This is a genomic window from Austwickia chelonae NBRC 105200, assembly GCF_000298175.1.
Lineage (GTDB): Bacteria > Actinomycetota > Actinomycetes > Actinomycetales > Dermatophilaceae > Austwickia > Austwickia chelonae.
Genome location: NZ_BAGZ01000017.1, coordinates 1 through 23061 on the forward strand (window position 1 = coordinate 1; position 23061 = coordinate 23061).

Sequence of the window (23061 nt, forward strand, 5' to 3'; positions counted from 1 at the left end):
GGGCGGAGTCTTTGAAAAGACGCGAGCAGTTGAAGATGGCTGGCGTAGCTGTGGTGGCGGTGGCTGGTGTGCTTGGTGGGGTGTTCTGGTGGCGGCGTCGCCGAAATACTGCCCGCTGACCGCCCCGGCCAGGGCTCAGCTGCGAACTGCCGTCACCCCGGCGAGCTGACGCAGAGCCCCCACACCACGCGGCTCCTCCGCCGACAGCGGGACAACCGCCGTACGGGCAGCCAGCTCGGCCACCCGTCGATGGTGAGCGTCCTCCGCGCGGCCCCGGTCCGCCAACAGCGCTGAACCCGGACGAGCCGCAGCCAAAGAAGCATTCACCACCCACGCCCACGGTCGGATCCCCGCACGGCCCAGATCGGACTGGAGCTGCTCGGCCTCCAACACCGGCGTGGACTCCGGCAAGGTCACCATGACCACCTTGGTCAGCCCCGGATCCTGCAAGCGCATGAGCGGCGTCGTATAACCCCGGGACCCGCCCATGCTGCGGACGATATCCCGGTGATAGGAACCGGTGGCATCCATCAACAGCAAGGTGTGCCCGGTAGGAGCAGTGTCCATGACCACGAACTGCCGCCGAGAACGCTCCACCAACCGGGAGAACTGCCCGAAGACGGCGACCTCCTCGGTACACGGGGAAAGGAGATCCTCGGCGAGCCGGGCCCGCCCGGCATCATCCAGACCACGGCCTCTGCTCGCCATGACCTGCTCCCGGTAGGTGCGGGTGGCTTCCTGCGGGTCGATCCGGGACACAGTCAGCCGGCCGACCTCGTCACCGGACAGAACCGCCTCGAGATGAGCCGCCGGGTCGGTCGTCGTCAGATGCACGTCGTGGCCGTGCTCGGCCAGAGCCACGGCAAGAGCCGCAGCGATGGTGGTCTTGCCGACCCCACCCTTGCCGACACACATGATCAGGCCGTGGTCATCGGCAGCGAGTTCGCCGACCAGATCCGACAGGCCCTGCGGCGTCGACCCCAGCTCGTGCCGTGCAGGAGAGGCCTGCACGCTCCCGGCAGAAGCATCCGTCTCGACCGGCACCGGCGCCAACAGCGTTCGTACGGCGTCGGCACCGATCACGTCATGTGCACGGAGCGCGACGTCGGTGCGGGGCAGGAGCGCCAATGCCGACGGCATCCGCTGGAGAGCGGAGACCTCCCGCTGGTGGACGGCGCGGGCCAGCGGGTCGTCGCCGACAGCTTCCTGCGGAAGGAGAGCGTTGACCACGAGATGCTGCCCGGTGATGCCGATGTCGGCGAGTTCTACAGCGCTGCGAGCTGCTTCGTCGAGACAGGAGCGATTGGCCCGGGTGACCAGGACGAGTCGCGCAGTGGCCGGATCGGTGAGTCTGCGTACGGCTTCGGCGTAGATGCCCCTGGCACGGTCGAGCCCGGCCATCGGGCCCAGACACGAGGCGTCACCCTTACCTGCGTCGAGGAAAGAGGTCCATTCGCCGGGGAGCTGCAACAGCCGGATGGTATGCCCGGTGGGGGCGGTGTCGAAGACGACATGGTCATATCCCGCGATAGCGGTGTCATCGGCGAGGAAGGCGGTGAACTCGTTGAACGAGGCGACCTCGGTGGTGCAGGAGCCGGAGAGCTGCTCGGTGATCGAATCGATCTCGGCCTGGGGCAGGAGCCCACGCACCGGTCCGACGATCTTCTCCCGATAGGCCTCGGCGGCTTCGTGGGGGTCGATCTCGACAGCGTCCAAACCGGAAACCGATCCGACGGCGGTGAGAGTATTCCCGATCGTCTGGCCGAAGACTTGACCGACATTGGACGCCGGATCGGTGGAGACCAGCAGAGTGCGTCGTCCGGTGTCGGCGAGGCGGGCTGCGGTGGCACAGGCCAGGGACGTCTTGCCGACCCCGCCCTTGCCGGTGAAGAAGACGAACCGGGGCGGATCGTCCAGGAAAAGTGGACTGTCGGTCATCTCGGGGGGCTCCTGACGTGCTCAGCAGCAACCGCTGGTGGAGGACTTTCCACCGCAGCAGCCGGTGCCCTCCGCGGTGAGCCCCAGATCGGTGCGTCCGCCGGAGGTGTCGTCGCCGGGAGCGTCGGTGGCCAGGCCGGCGTAGCCGAGGAGTTCATCCCTGGAGGGATAACGGTCGGTGGTGACGGTGACGCCGTCGACGAGGGTCAGGGGGAGATGCGCGGAACCGGCGGTGCGCAGGAAAGCGGCGACGGTCGGCTCTGCAGCGAAGACTGCGGGATCATGGGCGAGATTGTGCCGGGTGATGTCGACGCCGAGTGAGCGCAGGTGGTCGAGGTCAGCGGTGAAGCGCACCAGAGCCGGGTCGACGTCGGGGCCGCAGACGCCGGTGTTGCAGCACAGCGCGGGTTCGAAGACGTGGATGACGGGACCGGCAGGTGTGGGATGTGCGGTGGCGCTCACGGGCGTGCTCCTCGAACGATCCAAACTCATCGATACATATCGATATGAACCCTGCCGTGGTGATTGATGATTGTCAATACGTTGCTCTACAGTCGGGAAAATGACCGACAGGCCACCCCCGCGGACCGACTGCTGCGCACCCCGCAACACCGAGCTCATGCCCGGCGACCGCGCCTCGACCCTGGCCGCACTGTTCAAAGCCCTCGCCGACCCCAGCCGGGTGCGACTGCTCAGCTACCTGGCCTCCGCCCGAGGCGGCACCGTCTGCGCCTGCCATCTCCCCGGAGAACTCGGCATCAGCCAACCCACCCTCAGCCACCACCTCAAGAAACTCGTCGACGCCGGGATCATCACCCGCGAACAACGCGGACGATGGGCCCACTACGCCGTCGTCCCCGAACGACTCGACCTCGCCCGCACCTACCTCGGCGAATCCCTGAACACATCCCCCGACGACAGCCGGCCCACCTGACCATCGACCCCCTGCCGCACCACCCCGCCCCGCACCCAGAGGCGCTCGGCCCGGACGCCACCCACAGCGCCCAGGCCGAGAACGGTCGGCGAACCAACAGGTCAGAACCGCTCGATCAACGCCACCCGCTGCGCATGCCGCCCACCCTCGAACTGCGCGGTGAGGAACTCGTCGACGATCATCGTGGCGTACTCCGGCGCGACGACCCGGCCCCCCAAAGCCAACATGTTCGCGTCATTGTGCTGACGGGCCAGCCGCGCCGAATACGGCTCGGACACGATCGCACACCGCACCCCCGACACCTTGTTCGCCGCCAGGCCGATGCCGATCCCGGTGCCGCACATCACGATCCCCAGGTCGATCTCGCCGGCGACGACAGCCTTACCCACCGCATGCCCATAGTCGGGATAATCGACCCGCTCGGCAGAATCCGAGCCGAAGTCGACGACCTCATGGCCGAGCTCCTCGAGATGGGCCTTCACCGCGAGACGCAACTGGTAGGCGCCATGGTCGTTACCGATACCGATCTTCATGCCCCAAGCCTAGGAGCCACCGCGGCCCCCGGCCGCTCCCCACGCCACACTCACCCGACGTACCGGCTCAACCTCGAGCTCCGAAGAGCCGCAACCGGCGCCCCGCCGGGACGACACCCCAGCGGGGACACCGGAAAACATCAGCTGTGCGTCATCTCCATCGGCACCACCCAGGCATCGAACTCCGCCTCGGTGACATGCCCGGAAGCCACGGCAGCCTCCCGCAGAGACGTCCCCTCCTTGTGGGCCTTCTTCGCGATGGCCGCCGCCTTGTCGTAACCGATGTGCCGGTTCAACGCCGTCACCAACATCAGGTTCGACGACAAGTTCTCGGCGATCCGCTCCCGGTGCGGCGCGATCCCGACAGCACAATGCTCACGGAACGAAGCACAGGCGTCCGCCAACAGACGGATCGACTCCAACACGGCGTGCGCCATCACCGGCTTGTACACATTCAACTCGAAATTGCCCTGGCTGCCGGCGAAACCCACCGTCGCGTCATTGCCGAACACGCGGGTGGCGACCATCGTCAACGCCTCGCACTGGGTCGGATTGACCTTCCCCGGCATGATGCTCGACCCCGGCTCGTTCTCCGGGATGGTGATCTCACCGATGCTGTTACGCGGCCCGGAAGCCAACCAACGCACATCGTTCGCGATCTTCATCAACGCCATCGCCAACGTGCGCAGCGACGCCGACACCGCCACCAACTCGTCATGAGCGGCCAAGGACGCGAAAGAATTCTCCGAGCGGACGAACGGAACCCCGGTGTGCTCGGACAACTTCTCCGCAGTCAACGCGCCGAACCCGGGATGAGCGTTCAACCCCGTGCCCACGGCAGTACCCCCGATCGCCAAGGCATGCACCCCGGTCTCGGCATGGCACACCTGCTCCAAGGCGAAGTCCAACTGACGCACCCAGCCGCCGATCTCCTGCCCGAGCGTGACCGGAGTGGCGTCCTGCAAATGGGTACGCCCCACCTTCACCACGTCCGCGAACTCCTCGGCCTTGTCCGCCAAGGTGTCCCGCAGGTCCGACACCGGTGCGTACAACCGTTCCCGCAGTTCCAGGGCCACCGCGACATACATCGCCGTAGGAAAGGTGTCATTGCTGGACTGGCCCCGGTTGACATGGTCATTGGGATGCACCGGGGACTTGCTGCCCATCTGCCCGCCGAGGATCTCGATCGCCCGGTTGGCGATCACCTCGTTGGCGTTCATGTTCGACTGGGTGCCGCTGCCCGTCTGGAAGACGACCAGCGGGAAGTCCGCGTCCAACTCCCCCCGGACGACCTCGTCGGCAGCCTGGACGACCGCAGCCACCTGCGCCTCGGTGAGCGACAACTCGCCCAACTCCGCATTGGCCTGAGCCGCGGACTTCTTCAACAGACCCAAAGCGCGGATGATCGGCCGCCCCCACACGAAGGTGTCCCGGCCGATGTCGAAATTGCCGAGACTGCGTTGAGTCTGCGCACCCCAGTGCCGGTCTGCGGGGACCTCGATCTGCCCCATCGAATCCGTTTCGATCCGTGTCGTGCTCACGTCAACTCCTCGGGTCGGGCGTCTCTGCGGCCGGGCTGGGGTCGTGGCGGCGTCCGTTCCGCCGACCGTGCGACAGCGTTCTCACTGCATCGTGTTCACCGCGGAAGCGGCTGCCCCCAGTCTCCGCCCACGAGCGGCACCGGTCGACAGCGCCCCCGCCGCAAGATCACTCCTCGGCCAGGAAAGCCGACACCCGCTCCGCCGGACGGCCGATGATGGCCCGGTCGCCCCGCACCAGGACCGGGCGTTCCATCAACCCAGGATGATCCGCCAACACCGTGGCCACCTGATCGACGGTCTGCACATCGGCATCGGTCAAGCCCGCCTTCGTGAACGCCTCGTCGCGGCGCACCAGTGCCGACGGCGGATCCTCCAACTTGCCCAACAGGTCGATCAACTGCACCCGCGTCAACGGGACCTTCGTGTAATCGACGATCTGGGCGTCTACCCCCTTGTCCTGCAAGGTCTCCAAAGCTGCCCGCGACTTGCTGCAATGGGTGTTGTGAAACATGCGCATCTCGGTCATGACGCCATTCTGACGGCCGCCACCGACACTCGCACCGGCTGGAACCAAAGGACACCGCACCCCCTGCCACCGGCAGATGAAGACGACACCGCGGCTCAGGTGCCGCAGAAAGTTACCGGAGGCGGCCCGCCCGCAGGCGCCGGACCGGCCAGATCAGCCAGATCGGGCCGCTCCTCGAACGGGTAGGACACCGCCGCCGCCAACCGCTCGAAAGGAGCCATGTCGCCCTCGACCGCCGCCGCCAAAGCCTCCTCCACCCGGTGATGGCGGGGGATGTACACCGGATTCGCCGCCAACATCGACACCCGCATCTGCTCGTCGTCGACCCCGCCGGGCCGCAACACATCCCGCCGGGCGGCCCACCGGTCGTACGGGCCGGGATCGTCGAAGAGCTCCCGCGCGGCGCCCGTGCACAGGGCGCGGAAGAAGGACGTGAAATCCACCCGGTGCGTCGTCAACAAGGAGATCGTGTCCTCGACGAACCCGCCACCTCCGGACGTGGACCCGGCCAAGGCTTCCGGGGACACCCCCAGCTTCGCCGCCATCACCCCGGTGAAAGCCTCCCGGTAGAAGCCGGGGAACGCCTGCAATACCTCCGAAGCCGACTCCACCGCAGCCTCGGGACGGTCGTCGATCAGCGGCAGCAGCGCCTCCCCGAAGCGGGCCAGATTCCACTGGGTGACCCCCGGCTGATTCCCGTAGGCATACCGCCCGCCCCGGTCGATCGAACTGAACACCGTCGCCGGATCACAGATGTCCATGAAGGCGCACGGCCCGTAGTCGAGGCCCTCCCCGGAGACCGCCACATTGTCCGTATTCAACACGCCGTGTATGAAACCGACACCCATCCACGCCGCCACCAACGAGGCCTGCGCCCGGGCGACCGCCGCATAGAACGCCAGATACGGCTCGTCCTCCTCGGCCGCAGCCCGATGATGACGGGCGATCGCATGATCGGCCAACGCCCGCAAAGCCCCAACATCACCCGCGGCCGCCGCGTACTGGAAGGTCCCCACCCGCAGATGGGAGGCCGCCACCCGGCAGAGCACCGCCCCCGGCTGCCTGCTCTCCCGGACCACCAGATCACCGGTCGACACGACCGCCAGCGCCCGGGTCGTCGGAACACCCAAGGCGTGCATGGCCTCCCCGACCAGGTACTCCCGCAACATCGGCCCCACCACGGCCCGCCCGTCACCACGCCGGGCGAAAGGCGTCGCCCCCGAACCCTTCAGATGCAGATCCTGCCTGCGCCCGCGCGCACCGGTCACCTCACCGAGCAATAACGCCCGGCCGTCCCCCAACTGCGGCGAATAGCCGCCGAACTGGTGCCCCGCATAGGCCTGGGCATAGGTCGGGGCATCCTCCGGCAACTGGCCGGTCAGGAACGCCAGACCCGCCTCACCGCGCAACCACTCCGGGTCGATGCCCAACTCCTGCGCCAACGGATCGTTCACCACGAGCGGACGCGCCCCGGACAGATCCACCGGACGGGCCCGCCAGCGCACCGACAACGACGGCACATCACGCGCAAAAGAATGGTCGAGACGCACAGGCAACACGGTGGCGGTCATGAATTTCCCGGGGGACGGAGGACATCGACCTGTCCAGTCTGACCCATTCCTCCCGCCCCGAAGCTCCGATCACCACCCGGAAGAGCTTCGGTGAACACCGTGTGACTCCCGGCCCGGACGCTCCACACATGGCAGCATGCCTGCTATGACGGCATCCACATCTCACAGCATGAAAAAGGTTCTGCCCCATGGTGAATGGCCGTCGCCGATCACTGCTGAAACCCTGACCAGGGCTTCCTGCGCGCCGGTGCCCCGAACCGACGGCGGCGACTGCTACGTCCTACGCACCAGTCCCGACACCGGATCCATCGTCCACCTCACCCGTCTGCGAGGAAATACCACCGAAGACATCAGCCCCGACGGCTTCAGCGTGATCTCCCGCGTCCACGAATACGGCGGCGGAGAATACGCCGTCCGCGACGGCATCGTCCTCGCAGTGGAGCGCACCACCCAGCGGCTCTGGCGACTCGACAACCACCCCTACCCCCTCGCACCCCAGGACAAGGAAGCCCGCGTCCGCTACGCCGCGATGGAGATCGACCCCGACCGGCAGATCGCCTGGGCCGTCCGAGAAGACCACCGGGGCGACGGCGAACCGGTCAACACCCTGATCCGCCTCCGACTCGACGGACAGAACCCCGGCCACGGCACCGTCCCCACCCTCACCTGCCGACCCGGACACGACAGCTCCACCGCCCCCGACTTCGTCATCGACCCGACACTCTCCCCCGACGGCACCCACCTGGCCTGGGTGCAGTGGACCCACCCACACATGCCCTGGGACGCCGCACAAGTATGGGTCGCCCGGATCGACGACGACGGTGACCTCGTCGACGCCCGCCCCGTCGCCGGACAAGAAAACGCCGCCGCCACCGAACCCGTCTGGACCGACGACACCCACCTCGCCGTCCTCGACGAACGCACCGGCTGGACCAACCCCTACCTGATCGACATCACCACCGGCCACGACCTCCCCCTCCACCCCGTCGCCGAGGAATACGGCCTACAGGCCTGGGTCCTGCGTGAAAAAGCCATGACCGCCCTCCCCGACGGGCGCCTCGTCGCCGTCCGCTGGATCGACGGATTCGCCCAACCGACCCTCCTCGACCCCGCCGAGCTCACCGCCGCCGACCTCGGGCCCCGCCTCGCCCTCGCCGACCACCTCAGCGTCGGCGACGGCCGGGTCGTCATGCGCGCCGTCCACCCCGACCGTCCCGGCGAAGTCATCGCCCTCGACCCCGACACCGGCCGGACCGAAACCCTGTGGACCTACGGACAGGACGTCCCCGACGGATACGCCCCCCGACCCCGACCGGTGCACTGGGCCGGACACGACGGGGAGACCGCCCACGGCTTCCTCTACCTGCCCACCCACCCCGAGGTCCGCGGACCCGACGAGGAGAAACCACCCCTGATGGTCATCTCCCACGGCGGACCCACCTCGTCGGCCATCGGTGGGCTCGACGTCGCGAAGGCCTACCTGACCTCACGAGGGATCGCCGTCCTCGACGTGAACTACGGCGGATCGACCGGATACGGCCGGGCCTACCGGGAACGGCTCACCGGCCGATGGGGCGTCGTCGACGTCGTCGACTGCGTCGAAGGTGCCCGCCACCTGGCCGACACCGCCGTGGTCGACGGGCGACGACTCGCCATCAGAGGAGGATCGGCCGGCGGCTACTGCACCCTGTCCGCATTGACCTTCCACGACGTGTTCACCGCCGGAGTGTCCTTCTTCGGCGTCTCCGACCTGGCCAGCCTGGCCGCCGACACCCACAAGTTCGAATCCAGGTACACCTACCGCCTGGTCGGGCCGTGGCCCGAGGCCGAAGCCACCTACGTCGAACGCTCCCCGATCCACCACCTGGACGGACTGTCCTGCCCCCTGCTGCTCCTGCAGGGCACCGAGGACAAAGTCGTCCCGCCCGCGCAGGCCCGGCTGATGGCCGACGCCGTCCGAGCCAAAGGACTCCCGGTGGCCCTCATCGAATTCGAAGGCGAAGGGCACGGATTCCGCGAGCCCGCCCACGTGGTGCGCGCCCAGGAGGCCGAGACCAGCTTCCTCGCCCAAGTCTGGGGATACACCCCCGCGGAGGACATCGAACCGGTCATGATCGAGAACCTCACCCAGGCCGTCCCCTGACCGCGGCCGCGGACCCGCCGCAACGATCACCCACGGTGGGGCGTCGGCACCGGCACACCACCGGCACACCACCGGCCGCCGACGCCCCGCCGGAGAGAAAGCCACCGTCACGGACCGACCTTCAACACGCCGTGGGCGCCACGCTCGGCATCGACCATGATGTGTGAGACGAAGGTGTAATTCCCCGCCTCCTTGGGAGTCATCTCCACGAAACCACCCTGCGCGGCCTGCAGACCCAACGCCTGTGAACCACCAGGACCCGGCGCACCCTCCCGCGAGTCACCGCCCGGCGCAGCGGACGCCGCCGCGAAACCAGGAGTGCCCGGCCCATGACCGTTCCGCAACTGGTAGGCACCCTCGAAGTAGACGGTGTCGAACTGACCACCGACGACATGGAAACTGGACGGCCGGTTCGGTCCGACATCCAACACCCAGAACCGAACCCGGTCACCGACCTTCGCCGGCAGCGGCCGGGCGTCGTACTGGTTGGCGACACCGTTGAAAACCACCGCCGACGGCTTCTCCACCGCGACGGCCCCGGCGTCGATCTCCTTCGCGGTGCTCCCGTCACCGTCCACGAAGACCTCCGACTGCACGAGGACATAGCTGCGGTCGACCTGCGGCAGACCCTCCGGTTCGATGACGACGGCCCCGTGCATGCCGGCCGCGATATGAGTGGACATCGGCATCGTCGAACAGTGGTACATCCAGATCCCCGCCCGGTTCGCGGTGAACCGGTAGAGCAGGCTCTCCCCGGGAGCGATGGTGCGCATCGGCCGGTCCGGAGCGATGTCCCCGGCATGGAAGTCGATCGAATGGCCCATCGAGCCCTTGTTGACCAAGGTGATCTCGAAGACGTCCCCGAGCCGACCGTGCAAGGTCGGTCCCGGCACGGCACCGTTGAAGGTCCACCGCTTCTGCTTCACCCCCGGGGAGACCTCCAACTCGACCTCCTCCACGGTGAACGTGTGCCGACGGACCTTCTCGTCGGTCAACGGGGACAACTCGGCATTCACCGCGCGGAAGTCGTCCGGAGCCTTCTGCCCCAGACGCGGACCGCCCGGCGTCCCACCGTGACCGTGCCCGCCGGGAGCCTGCGCCGCCGGGGACGCCGCCGCCGACGGCCCGCCGCGACCGATACCGGCGCGCGCCGCGACCTGGTCGGGGGCGAACCCGGTCGCCCGGACGGAGAACACCATGCCCATCTGACGGTGGCCGACGATGCTGCACCAGCCTTCGGCATCCTTGGCGATCACCCCGGCGTCGAGGACCTGTGTGTCACCGGGGTCGAGCCGACGGCTGTGGGCGCCGTTGTCGAGCACCAGGTCGTGGGTCATCCCCTGGTCGAGGTTGACCAGCTCGATCTCCAACCGGTTGCCGCGGGGGACGTCGACCGTGGCTGGGACGAACTTCATGTCCTTCGTCTCGACCCGGACCCGAGTGGTCTGCCCGGTCGCGGTGGCACCGCCGGTCAGCCCGGACGCCGTGATCCCGGCAGCGGTCGGGTCGACGACGACCCCGACGGTGACGGCCAGGACGATCGCGCAGGCCGCGGCGACCACCTGCGCCGGGGAGTAGATGCCCGGCAGCGGCGGCAGCGGAGCGCGCAGCGCCGGGCCCGGGTCCTCCTTCACCTGCCGGCCGGAACGGAAGGCCCGGAAAGCCGCGGGCAGGAAGAACAACAGTGCGAGCAGCACGAGCACCGAACAGGCGACCCGCACCCAACTGGGCACCGGAAGCAGACACAACAGCAGACCGGAGTTCACGACGAGCACCCTGGCCGCGGCGAAACGGTCGAACTCTGCCTGCGCGGCGCGGACGGCCCGGGCCCCGCCGCCGATGACGACCGGCACCAGGTGGGCGAGCGCCCCGGTCAACAGCTGCACCCCGAAACCGACGACCAAGGCCGGGGTGATCAGCGTGTACTTGCCGGGCAGCCGCGACCATTCGGCGGACGAGGCCAGCGTGGCCGCGATGACCACGAGCGTGCCGACGAACCAGCAGATCGCGGCGGTGGCCGACCAGGTCGCGAAATGCCGCGGCGGTGCCTGGCGGGCCGGGCGTAGCAGGGCCCGCCCCGTCCAGCACCAGGCGAGCAGATAGGCGAGGACACCGGCGAAAGCCACCCATCGTCGCCCGGTCAGCGCGCCGGTGGCGATCACGGCCAGTGCGGTCACCAGGGCGGGCAGGGCCTGGCGGGCCCACCGCTCGGCGCGGGCGTCGATCCGGGTGCGCAGCATCGTCGGCCAGAGGGTCAACAAGGTTCCGGTGACGGTGAACCCGACCCAGCCGAGCACCATGATCGCGGTGTGGGCCAGCAGGATCCGACCCCGCCATTCCTCGGTCACCCCGCGGGCCAGCCAGACGCCCAGCCCGGCACCCACCGGCATGCAGACCGCCGCGGCCAGATAGTAGTGGACGGTGACCCGGAAACGTCCGGGTAGGGCGGCACGCAACCGGGAGACCAGGGCGTACCCGTGCCAGATCACCGCCGAGGAGATCAGCACGGCCCCGGCCAGCACGAGCCACCACAGCTGGTGCGGCAGCCCGGCGATCACTCCGACGGTGCCGACGAGCAACAGGACCAGACGGGCCGACTGGCGACGACGGGGATCGATGCCGTCCGGCGTCTTCAACAGTGCCTGCGTGAAATGGACACTCCACACCATGATGGCGTGGCTGAGTGCGCCGATGGTCACGGCGTGCACCATCAGCCAGCGGGCGTCGGGCACCCAACGGTGGGCGAAGGCCAGGACGGCGGCGAAGACCAGCCAGGCCAGGGCGGGACGGTCACGCAACGGCCAGTGGCGGCGGTCGTGCAGGGCGGTCATCGGCGGGTGCTTTCCGGGGATGCGGACGGGCGGGACGGTGACTCCGGACGGGCGGCCCGTCCGGCGGCGGTGGCGGCGCGGGGCCGTCCACCGAGGACGGACAGCAGGATCATGCTCGGCGGGAAGACCGCCAGGGCCAGCACCGTGACCACCGAACCGGATGTCCACACCGGAGTGTTCGTGGTCAGCGCGCCCACGACCCGCACCGCGAGCCCCAGGTGCAGGACGGCCAGCAGCGACCACATCGCGGGATGGTAGGGCAACGGGCGACGTACGACGCCGGGCAGGATGACCGGGGCGTGCGCGAACACCATCGACATGGCGAACCCGATGAACGTGGCGTGGACGGCGATGTCGTAGGTGGTGTTGTCCGCAGGGCGCCCGGCGACCAGCCAGATGGCTCCGGCGACGGCGAGCCACCCGTACCCCAGGAGCATCGCGGCAGCGCTGAACCGGGGTAGACCGTTGCCGTGCACGGTCCGTCGGGCGATGTCGTGGTGGCCGAGCCAACCCACGACGACCAGTTGGACCAGGCCGAAGGCGCGCGCGCCGGGGTCGCCGATCAGCAGGGTGGCGGTACTGGTGGCGACGAGGCCCAGCACGAGGAAGAGCATGATGTCGGCGCTGTGGGCGGGCAGGTGGATGCGGGCCAGCTCGACGCGTTCCGCTGCGATGGTGGCGATGACGAAGGTCGCCAGCCAGGGCAGAAGGTGGGGGACGTCGATCCGCATCCACAGCAGCGCGGCGACGAGCGCGGCGAGGGCGCCGAGCGCTTCGACGGCGACGGTGGTGTCCTTCCGCCGCCGGTAGAGGGCGGCGTAGACGAGGAGCAACAGGACGGCGCCGTCGACGAGGAAGACGGCCCCGAAGGGGACGGGGACGCCCAGGGCGAGGGTGACGCCGCCTGCTCCGGTACAGGCGGGGGCGGCATAACCCCAGGGTGTACGGAGGGCGACGGCGCGTTCGAGGGCGATCAGGGTGCCGAGGAAGCCGAGCACCATGAGGATGCCGTGGCGTCCGGGCAGGTGGGCGGCGAGTTCACCACCCACCGGGGCCCAGACGCCCAGGCGGAGGAGTGCGGCGTCGAGCCCGGCGAGCAGGCTGATGCCGCCGGTGGCGAGGAGGAGATACCGGTGGCGGACGGTGTCGTGGGGCATCGGCGTCGGGGCGTGTGCGGCGGGCTCAGCGGAGGCGCTCGAACAGGATCTTCCAGGCGTCGGGTCCGCTTTGGACGTAGGAGTGGCGGACCTTCTCGCCTTCGAGGTCGTGGATCTGGGCGATCAGGGGGAGGGGGTTGTGCGGGGCGACGAGGATCATCGCGGCTCCGGGGCGGACCTGGCCGAGGGCGCCGATGACCGCGCCGTGTCGGATGGCGTGCGGGATGGTGCGTGCGTCGAGTTCGGGTACGTCGTGGTCGTGACCGCAGCCGCATCCGGAGGAGGTGTCGGTGACGGGGAGTGACGTCGGCTCGCTCATGGTTTCCGTCCTGGAGTCTATTTAGTACACTTTGTATGTGAAAAGTACGCCCGGTCTCGGACCTGCGTCAACTCCCCACGCCCCCCTGGGAAACGCCCGCCTCCGGGTGCTCCGCGCACTCCGCACGCACCAGGGACGACCGGCCACGGACGACCACCCGCACCCCACGCCCGCCACCGCAGCCCATCTCGCCCGGATCCTCGGACTCCACACCAACGGCGTCCGACGCCACCTCGACACCCTCGTCGAGGAAGGACTCGTCGCCGCGAGCCCCCTGGACACCGGCCGCCGAGGCCGCCCCTCCCTGGGGTACACCCTCACCACCCAGGGAGACGCCGCGCTCGCCGGGGCACAGGCCCCGGTCAGCGCCGCCTATCTCGCCATGGCCGGATCCTTCGCCCACTACGTGTCCACCAAAGCGGAACTCCCAGAACGCGAGGCCGACCTCATCGGTCGCCACTGGGGTTCCACCCTCGCCCGGCAGGCACCGCGCTCCCGGGGCGACGTCGAGAGCCGACTGATCGACCTGCTCGACGACCTCGGCTTCTCCCCGCGGCGGCGCGGCCCGTCCGAGATCGAACTGCACACCTGCCCCCTGCTGACCACCGCGCAGGAGTACCCCGAGGTGCTCTGCCAGGTGCACCTCGGGCTCGTCCGGGGGGCCTCGGCGGCCTACGGCGGGCCGGGAGAAGGCGGTGACCTGCAGCCCTTCGCCGAACCGGGAGCCTGCCTGTTACGACTGCCCGGTACGGACGCCCCGGAGAGCTGTCCGGGGCCGGACCGACCGGGCGCGGGCACGCCATCGGGCCAGGACCGGCGTCCGGCTCAGTCGGAGCCGAAGAGATCCCGGGTGTAGACCTTGTCGGCCACGTCGGCCAGCTCGTCGCTGTGCCGGTTGGCGATGATGACGTCGGCGCGTTCCTTGAACTCCGCCAGGTCACGGACCACCTGGGAGTGGAAGAAGTGGTCGCCGTCGAAGGTCGGCTCGTACACGATGACCGGCACGCCCTTGGCCTTGATCCGCTTCATGATCCCCTGCACCGAGGACGAACGGTAGTTGTCCGACCCGGACTTCATGGTGAGTCGATACACCCCGACCACTTTCGGCTGCCGGGCCAGGATGTCGAAGGCGATGAAGTCCTTGCGGGTGGTGTTCGAGTCGACGATCGCCCGGATGAGGGTCTGCGGAACCCGGTCGTAGTTGGCCAGGAGTTGTTTGGCGTCCTTGGGCAGGCAGTATCCGCCGTAGCCGAAACTGGGGTTGTTGTAATGGCCGCCGATCCGCGGGTCGAGACCGACACCGTCGATGATCTGGCGGGGGTCCAGCCCGTGGGTCGCCGCGTAGGTGTCGAGTTCGTTGAAATAGGAGACCCGCATCGCCAGGTAGGTGTTGGCGAAGAGTTTGATCGCCTCGGCCTCGGTGGGTCCGGTGAACAGGACCGGGGTGTCCGGGTCGAGGGAGCCTGCGCGGAACAGACCTGCGAGCTGTTCGGCCTCGGGGCCGCTCCCCCCGATCACGATCCGACTGGGGTGCAGGTTGTCGTAGAGGGCCTTGCCCTCGCGGAGGAACTCCGGTGAGAAGAGGATCTTCTGCCCGGGGTGGGCGGCGCGGGCCCGTTCGGTGTACCCGACGGGCACGGTCGACTTGATGACGACGGTGGCCTGGGGGTTGATCGCGGTGACCTGGGCGATCACGGCGTCGACGCTGCTGGTGTCGAAGAAGTTGAGCTGCTCGTCGTAATTGGTGGGGGTGGCCACGATCACGAAGGTCGCCTCGGCATAACCCTCGGCGGGATCGGTGGTGGCGTCCAGGCGCAGGTCACGCCCGGCCAGATATTCCTCCAGCTCGGGGTCGGCGATGGGCGCGAGCCGACGTCGTACCTGGTCGACCCGTCCCGGATCGATGTCGACGGCGACGACATCGTGGTGCTGGGCCAGGATGACGGCATTGGCCAGGCCGACATAGCCCAACCCTGCCACGGCGATCTTCATGTTTTTCAGCATATTCCGACGATGCGGCAGGGGTCCGCACCGACGGCCCGGTGTCGCGTCCGACACCGGGCCGTCAGCGGGGTGTCATCAGGCCTGACGGTCGACGAGCCGGATGCCCAGTTGCTTCTCCAAGAGACGCGCGCTCTCCCGGGAGGTGTCGTCCTGCATGAGGAGTTGCCAGGTGGTGATACCTGCGGCAGCGGCCATCGCCGGGATGGCCGGCGGGTGGGTGATCTCCGAGTCCGGTTCGGGGGTCGTCGGCCCGGTCCCGACCGGGGCGGGTTCCTCGGCGTCCTCCTCCGGGGCCGGGGGGAGTTCCGCCTGACGTTGACGGGACAGTTTTCGGGCCAGGTCGTCGACTTTCCTCATCTGACTGCTGTCGCTGCCGTATCTGTTCTCGGCCACGAGATAGAGGGCTCCCAGGGCGGCCCGGTCGTCGTCCGTCAGGTGCAGGGTGAAGGCCTGGATGCGGCCGGCGAACCTGCCGAAGGGGGTGTCGTCGCGTTGTCCGGGATGCTCGGCGAAGCCGGAACGTCCTCGACGGTTGCCGTGGTCGAGATGTACACCAGTGCCGGTGGAGGCATTCACCGGGGTGACGGTGGGATGTTGTCTGGCACGTCCGAAAAGGATGGGTCGGCTGGCGTCCATGCAGGTCTTCTCCTCGTCGAGCATCCTGGGTGGCAAGTTTCAGAAGTTTTCAGAAGAATTCCGGGGTGGAGACCACCCTGATCCTCCTATCGGTCGGCGGGTTGAATTCCTGAAGTGATTTCCCCTGGCGTCGAGTGTTGTTCATCTTCCGTCGGTAGGACTGCCGTCCAGGGAAAACACGGATCCGCTGTTACCCTTCCCTTTGAGGGGCGCCGATAAATCGCTGCGTGCCCGCCGTATTCCGCACCGGTGTCTTTCCTGAGAGCGGTGGAGGGAACAGGACATGAGTTCTTCGTCGGCACCGTTCTCCGCCTCTCGCCGGACGGTGCTGCAATGGGGAGGGCTGGGCGCGGCGATCGCCGCGGCGTCGGCGATCTCCGGATGCGCCGGGTCGTCCGAGCCCTCACCTGGTTCCTCGCCCGGGGGGTCGGGTGCGCCGTCGGGCGGTGGCTCGTCGGACGGCTCGACCGGCTCGGTGAAACCGATCGGCGACGGGTCGACCTCGCAGACCGGTCCGCAGCCGCATCAGCCGAAGGCGGAGAGGTGGGCGCCGGGACAGCCGCCGCCCCAGTTCGTGGTGATCTCCTGGGACGGTGCGGCCGAACTGCCTTCGGGGCTGCTGACCCGCTTCCGCAAGGTCTCCCAGGAGGTCGGCGGGGCGATGACTCTTTTCCTGACGGGGATCTACGTGATCCCGGAGGCCAAGGCCAAGGAGTATGCGCCGCCGCGTCGCCGGCCAGGTGCCTCGGACATCTCCTTCCTCACCGAGCGGAGTGTGCGTCGCACGATCATCGGGATCGGGGAGGCCTGGAAGGAGGGGCATGAGATCGGCACCCATTTCAACGGCCATTTCTGCGGGCCCAAAGGGGTGGCGGCCTTCTCCGAGGCGGACTGGGAACAGGAGATCGACGAGGCCTACCGTCTGGTGCAGAACTGGCGGACCATCACCGGCTACCGGGATCTCCCGTCCTTGCCCTTCGACTATCGCACCGAGCTGATCGGCGGGCGTACCCCTTGCCTGGAGGGTCGGGAGAAGCTGTTGCCGGTCGCGAAGAGACGTGGCTGGCGGTACGACTCCAGCGGTACCCGTTCTCAGAAGTGGCCGACGCGCGACCGCTACGGGTTGTGGGACATCTCGATGGGCGGGGTGCCCTTCAAGGGCGGGCGCGAGGTCATCGCCATGGATTACAACTTCATGTACCAGTTCGCCAAGGACAATGTGAATGCGGGAAGTGCTGCCGAGCGCCAGGAGTGGAAGAAGATCGTCATCGAGGCCTTGTTGGCGGGTTTCGACCGGGCCTATCGGGGGCACCGGGCTCCGTTGATCATCGGTAACCACTTCGAGCAGTGGAACGGCGGCATCTACATGGATGCGGTGGAGACGGCGATGCGGGAGATGGCTCGTCATCCTGAGGTGCGTTTCGTGTCCTTCCGTCAGCTCGTCGATTGGATGGAAGTTCAGGATCCCGGGGTGTTGTCGGCGTTACAAGCTCTACCTGTCGGGCGGGCGCCAGAGGGCGGATGGGGTGCATTGAAGGGGCAGAACGGGATTCGCTGATCAGGGCGGCGAATTTTCGTCGAGGAGGGTCCGGAAGCGGCTGTTTTTTCAGTAGGAAAGAGAGCGTCGGGAAATATCCTTCCTGGGTTGTCCCATGTGTTCTCCGGTGCGCCGCACTGCTTCTCGAGGGCCCAGTCCATCTCATCGATTGGACAGCAAGCGGTGTTATCAAAAAATAAAATTTTCCCGGATCATGCCTGCTGGGAGGGACACATCAGACGTCTGAGGTCCTGTGACCTGCCCAGCTGTCACCTCATCGGTCCCGATACTGCCGAGACGGTCGCATGCTGTCTGGTCGACCGTCCAAACAAAGCCCTCAATTCATCGCCTTTACTCGTCCAAGGTCGTTACAGTCGGCACCAATTAACGGAGTTCGCGTGGTCGGGAGAGGGCGACCACGCGCTCGAGGAGGCGCACCATGGCCCAGACACTGAGGCCCCAGCGAGGGGGCCGATCCGATATGACAGCCGGTGGCGGAAGGCATCGGCAGATCACGCCTACCCTGCGACGCAGGCTCACCTTTCCACAGCTCATCGGATACGGGCTCGCCTTCATCGGCCCATCGGCGGCGATCGGTGCCTTCGGCGTGCTCGACTCCAAGTCGGGCGGGATGGCACCTGTCGCCTACCTGATCGCCACCATCGCGATGTCCTTCACCGCGGCGTCCTACGTCATGATGTCCCGCCAGGTCCCCCGCGCCGGATCGGTCTTCGCCTACGCGAACGCCGGAATCGGCCCACGAAGCGGATTCCTGGCCGGCTGGATGATCATGCTCGACTACCTGCTGATCCCGGCAGTCGCCTACCTCTTCTCCGGATTCGCCCTGAACTCGATCATCCCGTCGATACCGATCTGGGCCTGGATCGTCGTGGTCGTGGCCGTCACCACCTCGCTGAACCTCATCGGAGTCCGCGTCGCCGCACAAGCCGCACTGGTCATGGTGGTCATCTCCACCGTCGTCCTGGCCTTCGTGCTCTTCGGGAGCCTCCTGGTCCTGATCACCAGCGGCCCGCAACGCCCCTGGACCAGCCCGTTGACCGGCGTCGGCTCCGCCCCGGCCACCGCCGTGATCGGCGCGGTCTCCGTCGCCGCACTCAGCTTCCTGGGCTTCGACGCCCTGACCACCTTCGTCGAAGAATCCATCGGCGGACGTAAAGCAGTGGCCCGAGCCACCGTGACCTGCCTGATCCTCGCCGGGATCCTCTTCTTCGTGCAGACCTACGTGGGATCGCTGCTCTCCCCGCCGGCAGCGGCCAGCGCCACCACGGCACCGGACCGGCACGGCGTCGCCTTCTACGAGATGGTCGGCACCCAGATCGCGCCCTGGCTGAAGACCCTCCTGGCCCTGACGACAGGGGCCAGCGCGGCCTTCTCCGCGATGGTGGGACAAGCCGCGGCCTCACGGATCCTGCTCGACATGGGACGTGAACAGGCCCTGCCCAAATTCTTCACGATGGTCTCCCCCCGAGCCGGGGTCCCGGTCAGCGCCACCGCATCGGTCGCCGTGATCAACCTGGGCATCGCCTTCTGGGCGTCCATGCAGGCGAACGGACTCGAAGCCCTCGTATCGATCGTGGCCGTAGGCGCACTGGCGGCCTTCGTGCTGGTGCACCTGTCGGTGATCGGATACTTCTGGACGAAACGCAAGGACGAGAAGGCCTGCCCGCTCCGGCACGGGGCGGTGCCGGGAATCGGCGCGCTGATCCTGCTGGTCGTCCTCGCCCACACCAGCAGCCTCGCCCTGATGGTCGGCGCCGGCTGGCTGGTCGTCGGCGGGGCCCTGGCCCTGGTGCGGGGTCCGCGTCAGGAGGACGCGGGTATGCCTCCGAACACCGATGCCTTCCTGCCGCTGGAGGAGGAGACCGGTAGCCAACAGCTGATCGCCGGGGACTTCCCGACGACCGAACCGGATTATGCCGCGACGGCGACCGGCTATGCCTCGACGGAGAACACACCTGGGTACGCCGAACAGACCCCGGCGGGCTATCCCACACGCCGCCGACCGACGGACTCGTCCGACCTGGGACGGTACCGGCCTCCGGCCGGCTGACCCTCGCCCGTGGGGTGGAGCCGGGGACCCCACCCGGAGCCACCCCACGACGGCTTCACCCCGTCAACGACGACAGCGGTACGACCTGGGCCGGATCACAGGCACTGCCAGGTGAAGGTGGTGGCCGGCAGGGGGCCGTCGGCCGGGCCCTCACGGAGGAACCAGTAGAGCATCCCCGAGTCCCCCCAGGTCATCTCGTCGGAGCTGCTCACCTGCAGCAGCAGATGCCAGGCGCGGGACTCCTCCTCGTACTCGGGGGAGTCGTAGAGCGAGGCGTCGAGCACCGACGCCGCCGCCTCCAATTCGACCGGCCCCTGCAAGGACAGCGGCCACCCCCCGAACCGGTGGTCGGTCTCGGGCTCCAGCTCCTCCAACGCCTCGCGGAAGTCGTCGTCGTTGACCAGATCCAGCCAGGAGTCGCCGTCGATCTCCCGGTCCGCGAACTCCTGGTAGAGCCGCGGGTTCTCCGTCTCGGGGAAGGTCGGAGTCATCGTCCCGGTCAAGGACACCTCGGCGTAGACCGTGACTGAGCTGTCGGTGAGAACCCGGTTCGGGCTGTCGGCCGCGGACTCGGCGACATAGATCACCCGGGCCCCGCGGAGGCTCTCGTGGTCCTCGTAGAAGACCAGTGCTTCCGAGTCCTCCGGGTCGACGTGGTAGAAGAAGAGCAGACGGCCCTGCTCGGGCAGGTCGAGGCCGGTGCGCAGTCCGTGCTCGGTCAACGCGGACAGGTCGATCTCGGCGATGAAGGACAACGGGCCGTGCCCTTCCCATTCCGGCCAGGCGATCTCCTCGGACATCCGGGGCAGACCACCGAAGCGGGCCACCACGGTGTCGCCCGGTGCCGCCGGGGACAAGGACACCGCCGGGCGGCACATCCGCAACCACGCGTCGGCGACCTCCTCGGGGAGATGATCGTGGGCCACCTGCTTCGCCGTCTCGAAATCAGGGCAGATATCGGCGAGGGATTCGGGAGAAAAACTGGAATCGAACGACATTGCCACAGTCTGGCAGGAGCCTCCGACATCGGGGGGCGACTCCGCGACCGTCGGGCGACCGATCTCCCTAGACTGACGCCGTCCGACCCACCCCTCACGAGGAGCTGACCGATCCATGATGCCCAGCAGCACACCCGAGCCCGTCGTCGGCGACCAGCAGCTGTTGGCCCTGCTGCAGCGAGCCCTCGGCCCGGAGGCCGCCGGTGGCGTCTGGCAGGAGGGCGACCTCTTCGTCGTCGGGGTGAAGGGCCTGGCCCCCGTCGGAGAGGATAATCCCCCGCAGAATTACACCGCCCGTTTCGAATTCCGCAGGGTCGTCCACTCGGAGGCCGAGCTCGCCGCCGAATCCGAACGGCTCGCCTCGGTCTTCGGAGACAGCTCGAAGCCCACCTTCATCAACACCTTCGGGGTGGACGTACGCACCGGTGAGATCTTCCTGACGGTGACCGCCGCGACGGACGACGTGGTGTCCGCGATCCGGGGCGAGGCACGACTGCCCGTCCGCATCGAGGAAGGTGAAGCCTTCGTCATCGGCTGACCTTAGCGGTCGCGCCGCGCCTCGAAACCGGCCGACCCCCTGCGCGCACGGGAGCGCCCGCACCGCCGTCCGGCGGTGCGGGCGCTGCATGTCACCCCCAGGGCTGGGGTGTCACGCTGCCGCGGCATGACCCGTGCCGCAGCGCACCCGACCTGACGGCACCGTCGAGGGGACGGAAGCGGTGCCGGCTGAGAGAGAGGTCAGGCGCCGATCTTGGCCAGACGTTCCTTGATCTGGTCGTGGCTGAGGATGCCGGAGTCGATGGAACGCACCACACCCTCCTTGTCGATGAACACGTGTGCAGGGACCCCCATGACCCGGTACGCCGAGGCGATCCGTGTCTGCGGGTCGGGGACATGAGTGAAGTCGAGCTTCAACCGTTGGGTGAACTCCTTCACCGAGGAGGCCTCTTCGGAGAGATAGATCCCGATCACGGCCAGACCGTCCGGTTTCGCCGCGGCATGAGTGGCCTGGACGTCGGGGAACTCCGCCCGGCAGGCCGAACACCAGGAGGCTCCGAAGGTCAGCCAGACGGGACGTCCGGCATACTGCGACAAGGAGATCTCCTGGCCGTCGGCGGTGGCCGAGGAGAACTCCGGAGCGGGCTCCCCCACCTTGGGCGCGGGCCCCGATGCGCCGCCCTTGAGCTGCACCGGCGAGAGTTTCTCGGTGCCCTGTGCAGTGGGAGTGCTCGTGTCGCCGGCCGGTCGGTTCACCAGATAGGCGCCGCCCATCACCAGGACCAAGGTGACCAGGAGCACGCCGATGGTTCCGAAACGGCTGGACCGCAGGCGTGCCCGCCAATCTCCCTGCTCGGGCCCGGCCTCCGGGCGGCGCACCGCAGCGGTGGTTCGCTCAGGCATAGGAGTGCAGTCCGCCGAAGAAGAGGTTGCCGAAGTAGGTGAAGAGCACTGCGGCGAAGCCCAGGACGAGCAGCCAGGCAGCCCGCCGGCCACGCCAGTCGCGGACCACCCGGGCGTGCAGATAAGCGCCGTAGATGAGCCAGGTCACCAAGGCCGAGGTCTCCTTGGGGTCCCAGCTCCAGTACGCGCCCCACGCGATATTCGCCCACACCGCACCCAGGATGATCATGATGGTCATCAGCGGGTAGGAGATCACCGCGGCCCGGTACCCCAGCTCGTCGAGCACCGCAGGCTTGGGCATCCCCTTGAAGTGGAACCGCGCGGGCATCAGGTAGAGCACTGCTGCGCAGAAAGCGACCGCGGCCGCGCCGTAGGACAGCACCGCGGTGGCCACGTGCACGGTGAGCAGGAAGTGGTGCTGCAGAGCGGGGACGAGCGGTTGCACATCGGAGTCGGTCGCCTGCGCGTACATCAACATGGTGATGGTCACCGGCAGCACCAGCAGGGCCAGTGCGCGGATGCGATAACGCCATTCGAAGTAGACGTAGGCGGCGAGGATGCCCCAGGCGAAGGAGACGGCGAACTCGTGCTGGTTCGCGAAGGGGCCGTGGCCGGTGGCCATCGCCCGGGTCGCCAGCGCGCCGGTCAGCACCGCCAGGGCGGCATAGGTCAGGGCGCTGCCGAACCAGCTGATCCCCCGCGTCTTCGGGACGACGACCTCGGCCGTCGACCCGCCGCCGGAGGAGGCCCCCACGACGGCGGGAATTCGCTCCTCCTCGGGGGCATTCTGACGTCGCATGGCGACGGAGATCACGTCGGCCGCCACCGCCAGGGTGACGAGCAGGGTGGCAGCGACGAGGAAGTACTGGGAGAGATTGATCATCGTCGTGTCCTCGTGACAGATGGGCGGATGGAGGTGTT

The 23061-nt window shown here is 68.0% G+C and carries 20 protein-coding genes; 6 read left to right on the top strand and 14 right to left on the bottom strand.

Annotated elements, in window-relative coordinates; genetic code table 11:
* Positions 1 to 135: 135 nt before the first annotated feature.
* Positions 136 to 1938, bottom strand: coding sequence for an arsenical pump-driving ATPase (gene arsA / locus AUCHE_RS11835; RefSeq protein ID WP_006503548.1), 1803 nt, complete (start codon positions 1936 to 1938; stop codon positions 136 to 138).
* A 21-nt stretch (positions 1939 to 1959) separates the two neighbouring features.
* Complete coding sequence (gene arsD / locus AUCHE_RS11840; protein WP_006503549.1) at positions 1960 to 2400, bottom strand: arsenite efflux transporter metallochaperone ArsD; 441 nt, start codon at positions 2398 to 2400, stop codon at positions 1960 to 1962.
* Positions 2401 to 2500: 100 nt separating this feature from the next.
* Here arsD and AUCHE_RS11845 point away from each other — a divergent pair, with 100 nt between their 5' ends.
* Positions 2501 to 2872: an ArsR/SmtB family transcription factor gene (locus tag AUCHE_RS11845; protein ID WP_006503550.1), complete on the top strand. Its 372-nt coding sequence runs from the start codon at positions 2501 to 2503 to the stop codon at positions 2870 to 2872.
* Positions 2873 to 2973: 101 nt separating this feature from the next.
* Here AUCHE_RS11845 and rpiB read toward each other — a convergent pair whose 3' ends face one another.
* The 4 genes from rpiB to AUCHE_RS11865 form a co-directional block, all read right to left on the bottom strand.
* On the bottom strand, positions 2974 to 3405 hold the full coding sequence (gene rpiB / locus AUCHE_RS11850; protein WP_006503551.1) for a ribose 5-phosphate isomerase B: 432 nt from the start codon (positions 3403 to 3405) through the stop codon (positions 2974 to 2976).
* 140 nt (positions 3406 to 3545) lie between these two features.
* On the bottom strand, positions 3546 to 4946 hold the full coding sequence (gene fumC / locus AUCHE_RS11855) for a class II fumarate hydratase (protein WP_006503552.1): 1401 nt from the start codon (positions 4944 to 4946) through the stop codon (positions 3546 to 3548).
* A gap of 166 nt (positions 4947 to 5112) precedes the next feature.
* Positions 5113 to 5472, bottom strand: coding sequence for an ArsC/Spx/MgsR family protein (locus tag AUCHE_RS11860; RefSeq protein ID WP_006503553.1), 360 nt, complete (start codon positions 5470 to 5472; stop codon positions 5113 to 5115).
* A 95-nt stretch (positions 5473 to 5567) separates the two neighbouring features.
* Complete coding sequence (locus tag AUCHE_RS11865) at positions 5568 to 7043, bottom strand: protein adenylyltransferase SelO (RefSeq protein WP_006503554.1); 1476 nt, start codon at positions 7041 to 7043, stop codon at positions 5568 to 5570.
* A gap of 169 nt (positions 7044 to 7212) precedes the next feature.
* Here AUCHE_RS11865 and AUCHE_RS11870 point away from each other — a divergent pair, with 169 nt between their 5' ends.
* Complete coding sequence (locus AUCHE_RS11870) at positions 7213 to 9186, top strand: S9 family peptidase (protein ID WP_006503555.1); 1974 nt, start codon at positions 7213 to 7215, stop codon at positions 9184 to 9186.
* A gap of 107 nt (positions 9187 to 9293) precedes the next feature.
* On the opposite strand, the gene AUCHE_RS11875 is transcribed toward AUCHE_RS11870, so the two are convergent.
* The 3 genes from AUCHE_RS11875 to AUCHE_RS11885 are packed head-to-tail and all read right to left on the bottom strand — an operon-like array spanning position 9294 to position 13493.
* Complete coding sequence (locus tag AUCHE_RS11875; RefSeq protein ID WP_006503556.1) at positions 9294 to 12017, bottom strand: multicopper oxidase domain-containing protein; 2724 nt, start codon at positions 12015 to 12017, stop codon at positions 9294 to 9296.
* Positions 12014 to 13174: a hypothetical protein gene (locus AUCHE_RS11880; RefSeq protein WP_006503557.1), complete on the bottom strand. Its 1161-nt coding sequence runs from the start codon at positions 13172 to 13174 to the stop codon at positions 12014 to 12016. The genes AUCHE_RS11875 and AUCHE_RS11880 overlap by 4 nt, the downstream gene beginning before the upstream one ends.
* A 25-nt stretch (positions 13175 to 13199) precedes the next feature.
* Entirely contained in the window at positions 13200 to 13493 is a 294-nt protein-coding gene (locus AUCHE_RS11885) for a DUF2249 domain-containing protein (protein ID WP_006503558.1), read from the bottom strand.
* Positions 13494 to 13530: 37 nt separating this feature from the next.
* Here AUCHE_RS11885 and AUCHE_RS11890 point away from each other — a divergent pair, with 37 nt between their 5' ends.
* On the top strand, positions 13531 to 14349 hold the full coding sequence (locus AUCHE_RS11890; RefSeq protein ID WP_162137257.1) for a helix-turn-helix transcriptional regulator: 819 nt from the start codon (positions 13531 to 13533) through the stop codon (positions 14347 to 14349).
* On the opposite strand, the gene AUCHE_RS11895 is transcribed toward AUCHE_RS11890, so the two are convergent.
* Together AUCHE_RS11895 and AUCHE_RS11900 are read right to left on the bottom strand one after the other, a co-directional pair.
* Positions 14319 to 15485, bottom strand: a complete 1167-nt coding sequence (locus tag AUCHE_RS11895) for a nucleotide sugar dehydrogenase (RefSeq protein WP_006503560.1) — start codon at positions 15483 to 15485, stop codon at positions 14319 to 14321. The two genes, AUCHE_RS11890 and AUCHE_RS11895, sit on opposite strands and share 31 nt — an antisense overlap.
* 87 nt (positions 15486 to 15572) lie before the next feature.
* Positions 15573 to 16169: a hypothetical protein gene (locus tag AUCHE_RS11900; protein WP_162137258.1), complete on the bottom strand. Its 597-nt coding sequence runs from the start codon at positions 16167 to 16169 to the stop codon at positions 15573 to 15575.
* A gap of 247 nt (positions 16170 to 16416) precedes the next feature.
* On the opposite strand from AUCHE_RS11900, the gene AUCHE_RS11905 reads away from it, so the two are divergent.
* Both AUCHE_RS11905 and AUCHE_RS11910 read left to right on the top strand, forming a co-directional pair.
* Positions 16417 to 17691: a polysaccharide deacetylase family protein gene (locus AUCHE_RS11905; RefSeq protein WP_006503562.1), complete on the top strand. Its 1275-nt coding sequence runs from the start codon at positions 16417 to 16419 to the stop codon at positions 17689 to 17691.
* 418 nt (positions 17692 to 18109) lie between these two features.
* Entirely contained in the window at positions 18110 to 19741 is a 1632-nt protein-coding gene (locus tag AUCHE_RS11910) for an APC family permease (RefSeq protein ID WP_006503563.1), read from the top strand.
* Positions 19742 to 19836: 95 nt separating this feature from the next.
* On the opposite strand, the gene AUCHE_RS11915 is transcribed toward AUCHE_RS11910, so the two are convergent.
* Positions 19837 to 20739, bottom strand: coding sequence for a YwqG family protein (locus AUCHE_RS11915; protein ID WP_006503564.1), 903 nt, complete (start codon positions 20737 to 20739; stop codon positions 19837 to 19839).
* A 115-nt stretch (positions 20740 to 20854) separates the two neighbouring features.
* Between AUCHE_RS11915 and AUCHE_RS11920 the strand changes: the two genes are divergently transcribed.
* Positions 20855 to 21277 (top strand): hypothetical protein, encoded by a 423-nt coding sequence (locus AUCHE_RS11920; RefSeq protein ID WP_006503565.1) that lies wholly within the window; start codon positions 20855 to 20857, stop codon positions 21275 to 21277.
* 200 nt (positions 21278 to 21477) lie between these two features.
* Here AUCHE_RS11920 and AUCHE_RS11925 read toward each other — a convergent pair whose 3' ends face one another.
* Positions 21478 to 22140: a TlpA family protein disulfide reductase gene (locus AUCHE_RS11925; protein ID WP_006503566.1), complete on the bottom strand. Its 663-nt coding sequence runs from the start codon at positions 22138 to 22140 to the stop codon at positions 21478 to 21480.
* The gene (ccsB, locus tag AUCHE_RS11930; protein WP_006503567.1) at positions 22133 to 23023 is read right to left on the bottom strand and encodes a c-type cytochrome biogenesis protein CcsB; all 891 of its coding nucleotides are present in this window, start codon (positions 23021 to 23023) and stop codon (positions 22133 to 22135) included. The genes AUCHE_RS11925 and ccsB overlap by 8 nt, the downstream gene beginning before the upstream one ends.
* Between the last annotated feature and the right edge of the window lie 38 nt (positions 23024 to 23061).

Coding starts and splice junctions, on each gene's coding strand:
- arsA (WP_006503548.1), bottom strand. CDS start 1,938: ATGACCGACAGTCCACTTTTCCTGGACGATCCGCCCCGGTTCGTCTTC.
- AUCHE_RS11845 (WP_006503550.1), top strand. CDS start 2,501: ATGACCGACAGGCCACCCCCGCGGACCGACTGCTGCGCACCCCGCAAC.
- rpiB (WP_006503551.1), bottom strand. CDS start 3,405: ATGAAGATCGGTATCGGTAACGACCATGGCGCCTACCAGTTGCGTCTC.
- AUCHE_RS11860 (WP_006503553.1), bottom strand. CDS start 5,472: ATGACCGAGATGCGCATGTTTCACAACACCCATTGCAGCAAGTCGCGG.
- AUCHE_RS11865 (WP_006503554.1), bottom strand. CDS start 7,043: ATGACCGCCACCGTGTTGCCTGTGCGTCTCGACCATTCTTTTGCGCGT.
- AUCHE_RS11870 (WP_006503555.1), top strand. CDS start 7,213: ATGAAAAAGGTTCTGCCCCATGGTGAATGGCCGTCGCCGATCACTGCT.
- AUCHE_RS11875 (WP_006503556.1), bottom strand. CDS start 12,017: ATGACCGCCCTGCACGACCGCCGCCACTGGCCGTTGCGTGACCGTCCC.
- AUCHE_RS11880 (WP_006503557.1), bottom strand. CDS start 13,174: ATGCCCCACGACACCGTCCGCCACCGGTATCTCCTCCTCGCCACCGGC.
- AUCHE_RS11885 (WP_006503558.1), bottom strand. CDS start 13,493: ATGAGCGAGCCGACGTCACTCCCCGTCACCGACACCTCCTCCGGATGC.
- AUCHE_RS11895 (WP_006503560.1), bottom strand. CDS start 15,485: ATGAAGATCGCCGTGGCAGGGTTGGGCTATGTCGGCCTGGCCAATGCC.
- AUCHE_RS11905 (WP_006503562.1), top strand. CDS start 16,417: ATGAGTTCTTCGTCGGCACCGTTCTCCGCCTCTCGCCGGACGGTGCTG.
- AUCHE_RS11910 (WP_006503563.1), top strand. CDS start 18,110: ATGGCCCAGACACTGAGGCCCCAGCGAGGGGGCCGATCCGATATGACA.
- AUCHE_RS11915 (WP_006503564.1), bottom strand. CDS start 20,739: ATGTCGTTCGATTCCAGTTTTTCTCCCGAATCCCTCGCCGATATCTGC.
- AUCHE_RS11920 (WP_006503565.1), top strand. CDS start 20,855: ATGATGCCCAGCAGCACACCCGAGCCCGTCGTCGGCGACCAGCAGCTG.
- AUCHE_RS11925 (WP_006503566.1), bottom strand. CDS start 22,140: ATGCCTGAGCGAACCACCGCTGCGGTGCGCCGCCCGGAGGCCGGGCCC.
- ccsB (WP_006503567.1), bottom strand. CDS start 23,023: ATGATCAATCTCTCCCAGTACTTCCTCGTCGCTGCCACCCTGCTCGTC.